The sequence below is a fragment of the uncultured Maricaulis sp. genome, from assembly GCF_963976135.1.
In the GTDB taxonomy this organism is placed as follows: domain Bacteria; phylum Pseudomonadota; class Alphaproteobacteria; order Caulobacterales; family Maricaulaceae; genus Maricaulis.
On record NZ_CAXBKN010000092.1, the window covers coordinates 1 to 10,495 of the forward strand.

Genomic DNA, 10,495 nt, shown 5'->3' on the forward strand with positions numbered 1-10,495 from the left:
GCCGCTGCCTCGCTGGGCGTCAGCACGCAGACGCTGATGGCGGCTCTGGGAGCCCCGCGCGGTGGCCGCCCCGATCTGGCGGCTGCTGCCGCCCGGCTGGGTATCACCGAAAGCGAATTGCGCGAGGCCTTGCCGCCGCCCGGGCGGTAGTTGAGGTGCGCAGCGGAACGCGATCACGAAGCCGCGCCATCCGCCCGCCGACAAGCCCTGTGGGTGTAAAATTCGCTCAAACACTTTTCCATTTCGTCCTGGACGTATAGCGTGGCCCCGGTCACGCCTGCTCTCCGACCGTCCTGCTATTGAGGGAGGAGGTCACAGGATTGAGTGCTTTCGCTTGCCTCGACAGGTCTGACCCGGAACTTCGCCGTGCCCGGCGGCGCGGCCAGAGCAAAGGACGCTGTCATGACGCGATACGTGCAATTCGGGTTGCCACTCACCCTTCTCGCCACACTTCTGGTGGCTTGCGGCGGTGACACCACGCCTCCTGGCGCCGCCAGCAGCGGCGGCGGTGATGACGAGCCGATGGTGGTGATGGAACAAAATAATGGCGGCATGCACGCGCAGGCCGGCGCCAATCTGAACCTGCCCTCGGGCTTTCCCGAGGATGTGGCGCACTATCCCGATCTCAATATCTATGGCGCCAGCACGATACCGAATATGGGCTATACGCTCGCCGCCCTGGCTGAGGCCTCGCCGGCGGAGGTCGCGGCCTTCTATTCGCGCGAGATGGCGGCCCTGGGCTGGACTGAGGCCGCCAACGGTCCCAACGGACCGGGCCAGATGTTGCGTTTCGAGAAGGGCGCGCGTTCGGTCTCGCTCAATCTCATTCCCAATGGCAACGACACGACACTGTCGATCACGGCGCTGAATTAGGGGCCCGCCATGTCGCGCCGCGGGACTCGCCCGCTGACCCGTTTCGGATTGAGCCTGCCCTTTGTCCTTGCAGTGATGGCAATGGCGTTTGGTGCAGGGACATATCTGGGCGGCCACTTCCTCGTCCCGCCCGGCCAGGGGCTCGCCGCACCGGCGGAGGCGATGGGGTATGGCCTGCTGGCAGCGCTGATCGCCCTCGTGATCGCGATCTTCGCCGCCGTGAAAATGCCCTTGAAGACGCTCGGCCTGTTGGCGATAGCGGGACTGATTGTCTGCCTCGCACTGGCCACCAGCCTGACCCTTGCCATGCGCAGGGCTGAAGCCGAGCGCGAGGCGGCGATCCGCGATCTTCAAACACCCCGGGCGAGTACCCAGGCCATGGAGCCGGCATGCGCCAGCCCGGGGAGCGACACTCCGGACAATGAGAGCCCGCCATGTCCGGACGACTGATTGGCCTGTTTATGTGGAGTCTCGCAGCCCTGCTGCCGGCGACGGCGCATGCCGATGATTGCACCCCGACCGCAACCCATTACGCCGCGCCGATAAGTGGCGAGGTGGCCGGACAGCATCAATACAGCGCTGAGCTGGGATATGACTGGACCTTCCATCTGGTGCCAGCGCCGCACGGCTGGGACATCCAGGTGCTCGACGAGACCGGCTATAATCTCGCCCTCGCCACCCTGCCCATTCACGGCGATACCAATCCGCGCCTGCTCTATGGCTGGCATTTTCGCAATGCGGCCAATACCGGTCCCAATCAGGGCGATGTCAACGCGCCGCAAACAATGCGCCGTTTCATGCTCAATGATCCGCGCGGCGGTGCCTTCCGCGGGATGGGGCTGGGCTGGCTCAATCTGCGCGATTATGGCCTCGCCGATCTGGAACCGGGCCAGCGGGCACGCATGGTTTATCTCAGTTTCAACGCCTGCATTCTGATCCCCAAGACGCAGGAAGAGCGCATCCGCGACGAAAATCTGATCAGTCCCGTCTATCTCGACGAAGAGCTCGAGCTGATCCGGACCTGCGGGCTGGACCTCGCCTGGCGCCCCGAGGCCTGGGTGATGCCGCGCCTGCTGGGCGGTGATTTCGATGCCGACGACGCGCACGACTTCGCCGTCCCGGTTGTGCGCGAGGCCGATGGCCAGCACGCCATTGCCATCTGCCGTGCCGGGACGTGGACGTCTGTCTTCGGCGCTGACGCGATCCCGCCGGGCAGTGATCTGGCGCCGGGTTATTTCAACCAGGTCGAGGCCTGGAGCGTGGGGTCGCGCGCCGCGCTGACGCAATATACCGGCGACACAGGCCTGCCGCCCGGGCCTGGCGATGTCATCACCATCGAGCGGATCGAGAAGTCTGCCTACAGCCTCTATTGGGATAGCACCGGCTTTCGCAGCCATCACCACTACACAATGGTCGAACCCTAGGAGCCAGCCATGCGTCTCTTGCCAATCATGCGCTTTTCGATCGTCGCCTGTTCACTCATCGCGTTGAGTTTCAGCCCGGTGCTGGCGCAGTCCTATAGCCTCGATGCGCCCGGCGAGGCGCATATCCGCCAGGATATCGAAGTCCACTGGACGGCACCGGAGGCGCGCGGCAGCATCATCGAGATCCGGCCTGCAAGCGGGGACGGGAGACGGGTCAGCTATGCCTATCCGAACACCAACCCGAAAATGATCATGGCACCGGAAGCGCCCGGCGACTATCTGCTGGTCTATGTGGCCGGGAATGACGTGCACGCCAGCCAGCCACTGTCCGTCTTCATCCCGGATGCCTCCCTCGCCGGCCCCGCCTCGGTCGGCGCCGGCGAGACCTTCGAGCTCGCCTGGACCGGTCCGGTCAGCCGCAGCGACCTTCTGACCTTTGCGACGCGCGATGGCGATCGCATTCGCGGAACAAGCTATGCCTATGTCGGCAGTCTGAACGGTCAGCCAGCCTCCCTGCGGGCGCCCGCCGATGCCGGCAGCTATGACCTCGTCTATGTGAGCGGCGAGACCATCCTGGCCCGGACCCAGATTGAAGTCGGCGGGATCGAAGCCACGCTGACAGCCCCGGCCGAAGTGTTTCAGGGCGCCATGGTGCGCGTCGTCTGGGATGGTCCTGAAAACAGTCAGGATTTTATCAGCTTCGCCGCACGCGATGGTGATCACATCGCCGGTGCCAGTTATCACTATGTCGGCAATGCGGCCGAAGATGGCAGCGCCATGCTGACCGCGTCGGAAACCCTGGGTGCCTACGACATTGTCTATATCTCCAGCGGCCGGATCATTGGCCGCACGCCGATCGAGGTTGTGGAAGCCTCCCTCGCGCTGGATGCACCGGACGCGGTGACAGCCTACACACAGTTCACGGCGGACTGGCAGGGCGCGGGAAATCACGGCGACATGGTCGAGATGCGTGATGGCGGCGGCGCGCTCGCGACCTATAGCTATATCGATCCCAATGAGGGTTTCGTGACGCTGGGCGCGCCCGGAGAGCCTGGCAACTACACGCTGGTCTATCTCACCCGGGCAGGCCGTGAGATGGCGCGCCTGTCCGTCGCCGTATTGCCAGCACCGGCAGAGCCCGGACAATTGCTGGTGGAGCCAGGCCGCGCCGCGCTCGGCCCGGAGGATGCGGTCGGCGTGATCCTCGATGCCTCCGGCTCGATGCTGCAACGGATCGGCGATGAGCGCCGCATTGCGATTGCGCGCCAAACCCTGATCGGGCTGGTCGATGAGACCATCCCTGCGGGCACCGGCTTTGCCCTGCGCGTCTTCGGTCATCGCGAGGCCGATAGCTGCCGCACGGATCTGGAAATCCCGCTCGGACCGCTCGACCCGGCTTCCGCCAGCGCGGTTATCAGCAATGTGAACGCCATGAATCTCGCGCGGACGCCACTGGGCCGCTCGATCGAATTAATGGCCAGCGACCTTGCAGACGTCGCGGGCGAACGTGTGCTCATCGTGCTGACAGATGGCGAGGAGACTTGTGAGGGCGATGCCGCCGCCGCAATCCAGGGCCTGCGCGACCGCGGATGGGACATCCGGGTGAATATTGTCGGCCTGGCGATCGGCGACGCGAATCTGGAGGCGGTCTTTCAATCCTGGGCAGCGATTGGTGGCGGGCGCTATTTCTCTGCCGCCGATGAGGCCGAGCTGGCCGAGGCGCTCGCCAGCGCCGTGACCGGCCCGTTCAGCGTTATCGATCCGGCAAGCGGCGACATTATTGCCAGTGGCCGCCCGGGCGAATTGCTGACGCTGCCAGCGGGCACTTATCAGATCCGGTGGGGCCAGAGCCGGGAGGCGGGCGCAGAGATCACCGCCGGCGACACCACCCGCATCATGCTGGACTAGAGACCGCCCCAACGCAAAGGCGCGCAGCCCTGGGGGCCGCGCGCCTGTCTTCGATCCGTTTCGCTGAAAGCCCTAGCCGACTTCGGCGGGGATTTCGTCGAGGGTTTTTTCCATTTCCAGGAAGGATGGCTGCATCTTGGTCGGCACGCCACCGCGGCCGATCTCGACGGAGATCTGGGCGGCATTGCCGTGGAGGTGAGCGACGAGAACCGACTGGATGATCTTGTAGAAGCCGCTCTCCTCGTCATAAATGGCCGTCATATAGGCGGCGAAGGGGCCGACGAAGCCGTAGGCGATAAACACACCGAGGAAGGTTCCGACCAGGGCACCGCCGATATAGCCACCGAGCACGGCCGGCGGGCTCTCGATCGCGCCCATGGTCTTGATCACCCCGAGCACGGCAGCCACAATGCCCAGTGCGGGCAGGCCATCGGCCATGGTCTGCATGGCATGCGCCGGGTCGGCGGCCTCGTGATGATGCTTCTCGAGCTGTTTTTCCATGTGATCTTCAACCTGGTGCGGATCTTCCAGGTTCATCGTCATCATGCGCAGCGTGTCGCAGATGAAATCAATGGCGAAATGATCCTTCATGATCCGCGGATAGCGCGTGAAGATCGCGCTCTCCTTCGGATTTTCAATGTGAGATTCAAGCGCGATCACGCCCTTGGTCTTCATCATTTTGGTCAGGAGGAAGAGAAGAGAAAGCAGGTCGGTATAATCCGACGCCTTCCATTTGGAGCCGGTGAAAACCTTGCCCAGATCGCCCAGGGTCTTCATCACGGTCTTGGGCTTGTTGCCGATCAGGAAAGCCCCGGCAGCGGCGCCGCCAATCATCATCATCTCGTAGGGCAGCGAGTGCAGGATGACGTCAAAATGGCCACCCGAGAGCGTGAACCCTCCGAAGACCATCACGAACACGACTATGATGCCGATAATCTGAAACATTTAAACGTCCACCCGTTCCACATCCGGACATTGATGCCGCCCGATTTGAGAGCACTATGACGCGTTAAGCTTAATGTCCGGTTGAACAGGCGTTATCAGGAGGTTTACGGAACAGCGGCTTGCCAATTGGAGCGAAGCTTCTAAAGCTTGCCGCCTGATGATCCCGCTCTACGATCCCACCAACCCGTCCGGCCCGAGACAGCGCACGGCGGCCTTCCGCCTGCTCTTCATCTGCCTGATGGCGACGGGGATCGGCAATAATATGCTGTTCGCCATCCTGCCACCGCTGGCGCGGCAATTGGCGGTGCCGGAATACTGGGTCGGTGCCATCTATACCGTTTCGGCGACGCTCTTCATGACGATGACGCCGATCTGGGGCGCGCTGTCGGACCGTCGCGGCCGCAAACCGCTGATCATCTTCGGCCTCTGCGCCTTTGCCGCCTCGACCCTGATGTTTGGCGGCGCCGCCTGGGCCGGCGAATCCGGCTGGGTACCACCGCTGGCCGCGATCTTTGCCATGGCGCTGGCGCGCACCCTGTTCGGCTCGCTCGGCTCGGCCACCAATCCGGCGGCCCAGGCCTATGTCGCCGACCGCACCAGCCCGGAAGAACGCACCGAAGCCCTGGCCGGACTGACCGCCGCCTTCGGGCTCGGCGCCGTGATCGGGCCGACGCTCGCGGCCGCCTTCGTCGATATTGTCGGCGTTCCGATCTTCATGGTGATGATCTCGGCCTCGGTCGCGATCAGCGCCCTGGCCGTGTGGAAATTCCTCCCGGAACAAACCCCGCCACGCGCCCAGCAACGCCCGCTCAACCCGTTGCGGCAATTCGGCTTCGCCGCCGATCCGCGGATCGCGCCCTTCATGATATATGGCGCCGTGATCTGGATCACCCAGTCGCTGAGCCTGGCGACCCTGTCCTTCTTCATCATGGATGCGCTCGGCCTGGATGAGAGCCAGGGCCTGCAAATGTCGGCCATCGCCCTGGCCGCCGGCGCCGGAGCGCTGATCGTGGCGCAACTGATCGTCATCCCGGCCCTGAAAGCCAGCCCCCGCATATTGATGTCGCTGGGCGGGCTGATCACCGCGCTGGGCAGCGGCGTGATGCTGGTCGCGCCGAATTATGCCGGCATTGTCTTTGCCTATCTGATGACCAGCTTCGCCTTCGGCCTGGCGCGCTCGGGCTTTGTCGGCGGCGCCTCGATTGCCGTCACGCCGGAAGAACAGGGCCGGGCTGCCGGCCTGACCACCGCGACCGCCGGCCTGGGCTTCATTATCGGGCCGGTCGGCGGCTTGATGATGTATCACCAGCTGGGCCATCACAGCCCGTATATTGCGGCGGCTGTGCTGAGCATCGCCGCCCTGGCCCTGGCCTGGTGGCATCCGGGAATTGCCCGCGTGACAGCGCCGGTGACTGTGAAAACCGAGCCCTGATCCGCCCGCTTCCCGCCGGAACGGGTTTCACGGCGCCGCGCTTCTGTGGCAGGCTTCGCCCAACCAGAACGGCAAGGCCCCGCTGATGAAAACCCGCTTCATTCACCAGATCCTGCAATTGCGTGAGCGCCTCTGGGCCAAGCCCCTGCTCTATTGCCTGCTGGCGGTGATGGCCTCCTTCCTCGCCCGCGCAGCCGATCACTGGCCGATTGGTGCGCTCCTGCCCGAAATCACGCCGGACACGATCCAGACACTGCTGGCCATCATCTCCTCCTCCATGCTGGCGGTGGCGACTTTCGCCGTTGGCTCGATGGTGGCGAGCTATGCCTCGGCCAGCGGCTCGGCCACGCCGCGCGCCTTCGCACTGGTGCTTGCCGATGACGTCTCGCAAACGGCGCTGTCGAGCTTCATCGGGGCCTTCATCTTCAGCATTGTCTCCATCGTCGCGCTCAAGACCGGATTCTATGATCGCGGCGGCCTGTTCGCGCTCTTCATCCTGACGCTGGCGATCTTCGCCTGGGTGATTCTGACCTTTGTCCGCTGGGTCGATAATATCGCGCGCCTGGGCCGGCTCGGCACGACGATCGACAAGGCCGAAGCCGCCGCCCTGGCCAGCATCGACCAGCGTCGGCGCATGCCCGTCCTGGGCGGGGTCGAGAAAACCAGCCATACCGGACTTCGCGGGACAAAGGTCTTCTGTGACGAGATCGGCTATGTCCAGTTTGTCGATATGCGGCAATTGCAGACCATTGCCGAGCAGAATGATTTGCGGATCATGGTCGATGCGATGCCCGGCTGTTTCCTGGCTCCGGACCGGCCGCTGGCCATCCTCAATACCAGCGAGGCGATTGATGAGGCGCTCGGCCGGAAGATCGCGAGCGCTTTCGTCATCGGGGAAAACCGCACCCATGACAATGATCCGCGCTTCGGCCTCATCGTACTCTCGGAAATTGCCGCCCGCGCTCTGTCACCGGCCGTCAATGATCCCGGCACCGCCATTGTCATCACAGGCCGCTTCGTCCGGCTGTTTGCCGCCTGGGCCCGGCCCCTGAGCGATGACGAGCCCATCGTCAAGTCCTTCGACCGGGTCGTCGTGCCGCCGATCGCCCTGGCGGATATGTTTGATGATGCCTTCACGGCCATCGCCCGCGACGGCGCAGGGGTTGTCGAGGTTGGCATCCGGCTGCAAAAGGCCTTTGGCTCACTCGCCACCCTCGAATGCCCCGGCTTTGCCGAACAGGCCCGGCGCCATTCAGACCTGGCGCTCGATCGCGCCAAGACCGCCCTGTCGCTGTCCGATGATTTCACCCGTGTGGAGCGGATTGCGCGGATCGCAAGCCGGCCCGGCTGAAGCCCGCACGAACACCTCGACGCCGCGACCGGCTGGACGGATGCCCGCTCAATGAAAATCCGGCTCCGGCGCCTGGCGCGCCGCACCAGCCCGCAAGAAAGCGGCAATCGCCGGGAAATTGGTTTCGCCATAGCATTCCACCAGATGCCGGACCGGGCGGGCACTGTCGGACTGGGCCCGCAGGAAGGCGAATTCAAGCTCGAGCAGGCGTTCATTGGCGGTGCCCTGCCACCAATAGGTCAGCACGGTCTCGAGCGTATTGAGATAATCAATCATCAGCCAGCGCAGCTGGATGATGTGTTTCGCCGTCACGCCGGTGATGAAACCGTCCTTCTCGGCCAGCGAGCCGAGCGCAGCGGGATCATAGAATTCAACACAGCCGCGCACATCATCGAGCAGCGAGACCGGCAAGCGGGGCAGGTTGAACTTCTCGATATCCTGGAGGATGCGGCTATTGAGATGACAGGCATTATTGACGAATTGCAGCATCAGATCGGTTTCGGGACGCTTGTTGTCGATATAGATCTTGGCCGCATCGATGGCCGCCTGTTTCTTCAGCCGCTTGTTCTCGGCGACCCAGTTGGCCCGGCTTTCCGACAATTGCAGCGCGGCAACGATAACACTGAGCGCCATCACCACCGAGGCTATTGCCGTGACAATTTCGCTGATCGTTCCGAATTCCATGCTCTTCCCCCTGCTATCTGGCGGGACGGTATAGCGAGGCGGCGCGCGGCGCCACGAAAAACCGGCCCCGGTGCCGGTTTGAGCGGCGCAGGAGGGCTTTTTTGTTTGAACCCCCGCGCCCGGCACTCTCTAATCAGGGAGACCGGGCTAATCAGGGAGATCGGGCGTGCCGGCGGGCCGGTGGCGGGCCTGTGGCGGGCGGCTGACGTGACCGTGGCGCGCGGATGGCGTGGCTCGGCGAGCGGTTTTCTGGTCTGGGGTGGCCATCTGATCACCCATGCCAGGCAGGAGCAATTCATGGCTTACAAGACAGACGCAGACAAGATCAAACGCTGGCGCGAGGAACGCCACTGGTCGCAGGAACATCTCGCCGAACTGGCCGGGATCGGCCTTCGCACCGTCCAGCGGATCGAGAATGGCGAACAGGCCTCGCGGGACTCGCTGACGGCGCTGGCCGCGGCCTTCAATGTCGAGGCGATTGCGCTGGTCATCGACCCGGAGGTCGAGGCGAGCGGGATTGTCCAGCGCCATAATGAGAAGGTGAGATCGACGGCCCGCCTGGTGCTGTGGATCCATCTCGCCGCCTACGGGCTCGGGATTGTCCTGTTCATCGCCATCTCCATGGCGGCCGGCAGTTTCGTGATGAAATGGCCGCTGGTCTGGTGGACGGTCGGCGTGGCGGCTCATGTCGTGACCGTCATCCTGATCGAGCTCGTCACCCGCTTTATGGACCAGTGATCACAGCCCGGCCGCCACGGCGGCCGGGCGTGAAACCAGGGATGTTTCGACATGAAAAAACCCACCATCATCTGGCTTCTCAGACTGGCCGCGATCATTGCGACGGTTGGAAGCCTCTATTTCTTCGCCCCCTGGCGCGCCGCCATCGGTTATCTGATGCCGCTGCCGGCGACGGTCCAGGCGCAGGTCGATCGCGCTACCGACTACGGCCTCGACGGCATCATCGTCTATGTCGACCGCGCCGGTCACGAGCCGAAATTCTATGCCGCCGGCTGGCATGACCGCGACCTGCAGATACCCGCCAATCCGCACGATCTGTTCAAGATTGCCAGCATTTCCAAACTCTATATCGCCGCGGCGACCGCGATGCTGGTCGCCGATGGCCGGCTCGATCTCGATGACACGGTCGCGGATTTCTTCCCCGACCTTGTCGGCCAGCTCGCCAATGCCGAGCACATCACGCTGCGCATGCTGCTGCAGCACAGGAGCGGCATTCCCAACTGGGTCGAGGACCCGGATCGCTGGGCCATCACCTCGGGCGAGGTGAATGATTATCTGGCGCTGGTGTTTGACGATGCGGCCGAATTCGAGCCCGGCGCGCGCTATCAGTATTCCAACACCAATTACCTGCTGATCGGCAATATCCTCGACCAGGCGCTGGGCTATCCGCACCAGCAATTCATCCGCGCCGAAATCCTCGACCCGCTCGGGCTGACCAATACCTTCGCCTCGGTGGATGATGTCGAGATCGAGCGCATCCCCGGCGGCTATGATCCGGGCTGGCCCGAAGAGAATTTCCGCCCCCGTGCCCACCATGTCCCCGGCGGCACCATGGTCGCCAGCGCCGAGGATACCGGCATCTTCCTGCGCGCCCTCAATGACGGCACCCTCTTCACAGATACCGAACAGGCGATCTATTCATCCATCTACGAATACGGCCATACCGGCCTTCTCGCCGGCTATTCCAGCATCGCCCGCTATCACGCCGATATCGACGCCGTGGTGATCCAGTTCGTGAACACCAGCGGCGGGAATAGCTGGACCGCGACGGAGGTGGTTTACGACCGGGTGGTGCGGATTTTGCGGCGGGAGGGGTGAGGCACTTTTCACCCCCACGCCCCCAATTCTTGTCATCCCTGA

The 10,495-nt window shown here is 63.7% G+C and carries 10 protein-coding genes; 8 read left to right on the forward strand and 2 right to left on the reverse strand.

All coding sequences use genetic code 11. From position 1 onward, the window contains the following. The first annotated feature begins 402 nt into the window (after nt 1–402). From AAC023_RS11755 to AAC023_RS11770, 4 genes are read left to right on the forward strand one after another with little or no spacing between them, the layout of a single operon-like run. Nucleotides 403–873 carry a hypothetical protein gene (locus AAC023_RS11755; RefSeq protein WP_339741388.1) on the forward strand — a complete coding sequence of 157 codons (471 nt, stop codon included), beginning with the start codon at nt 403–405 and terminating at the stop codon, nt 871–873. A 9-nt stretch (nt 874–882) separates the two neighbouring features. Beyond that, nucleotides 883–1,323 (forward strand): hypothetical protein, encoded by a 441-nt coding sequence (locus tag AAC023_RS11760; RefSeq protein WP_339741390.1) that lies wholly within the window; start codon nt 883–885, stop codon nt 1,321–1,323. Continuing rightward, nucleotides 1,308–2,297 carry a hypothetical protein gene (locus AAC023_RS11765; protein WP_339741391.1) on the forward strand — a complete coding sequence of 330 codons (990 nt, stop codon included), beginning with the start codon at nt 1,308–1,310 and terminating at the stop codon, nt 2,295–2,297. Before AAC023_RS11760 ends, AAC023_RS11765 begins: the two co-directional genes overlap by 16 nt. 9 nt (nt 2,298–2,306) lie before the next feature. Further along, nucleotides 2,307–4,205, forward strand: coding sequence for a VWA domain-containing protein (locus tag AAC023_RS11770; RefSeq protein WP_339741393.1), 1,899 nt, complete (start codon nt 2,307–2,309; stop codon nt 4,203–4,205). Nucleotides 4,206–4,277: 72 nt separating this feature from the next. Here AAC023_RS11770 and motA read toward each other — a convergent pair whose 3' ends face one another. Then, nucleotides 4,278–5,150, reverse strand: a complete 873-nt coding sequence (gene motA / locus AAC023_RS11775; RefSeq protein WP_339741395.1) for a flagellar motor stator protein MotA — start codon at nt 5,148–5,150, stop codon at nt 4,278–4,280. Nucleotides 5,151–5,307: 157 nt separating this feature from the next. Between motA and AAC023_RS11780 the strand changes: the two genes are divergently transcribed. Further along, on the forward strand, nt 5,308–6,582 hold the full coding sequence (locus AAC023_RS11780; RefSeq protein ID WP_339741397.1) for an MFS transporter: 1,275 nt from the start codon (nt 5,308–5,310) through the stop codon (nt 6,580–6,582). Nucleotides 6,583–6,667: 85 nt separating this feature from the next. Then, nucleotides 6,668–7,933 (forward strand): DUF2254 domain-containing protein, encoded by a 1,266-nt coding sequence (locus tag AAC023_RS11785; protein ID WP_339741398.1) that lies wholly within the window; start codon nt 6,668–6,670, stop codon nt 7,931–7,933. 48 nt (nt 7,934–7,981) lie between these two features. On the opposite strand, the gene AAC023_RS11790 is transcribed toward AAC023_RS11785, so the two are convergent. After that, nucleotides 7,982–8,617: a hypothetical protein gene (locus tag AAC023_RS11790; protein ID WP_339741399.1), complete on the reverse strand. Its 636-nt coding sequence runs from the start codon at nt 8,615–8,617 to the stop codon at nt 7,982–7,984. A gap of 207 nt (nt 8,618–8,824) precedes the next feature. Between AAC023_RS11790 and AAC023_RS11795 the strand changes: the two genes are divergently transcribed. Next, a complete protein-coding gene (locus tag AAC023_RS11795) occupies nt 8,825–9,355 on the forward strand; it encodes a helix-turn-helix transcriptional regulator (protein WP_339741400.1) in 531 nt (176 codons plus the stop codon). Between the two features lie 51 nt (nt 9,356–9,406). Beyond that, complete coding sequence (locus AAC023_RS11800; RefSeq protein ID WP_339741401.1) at nt 9,407–10,453, forward strand: serine hydrolase domain-containing protein; 1,047 nt, start codon at nt 9,407–9,409, stop codon at nt 10,451–10,453. Nucleotides 10,454–10,495: the final 42 nt, after the last annotated feature.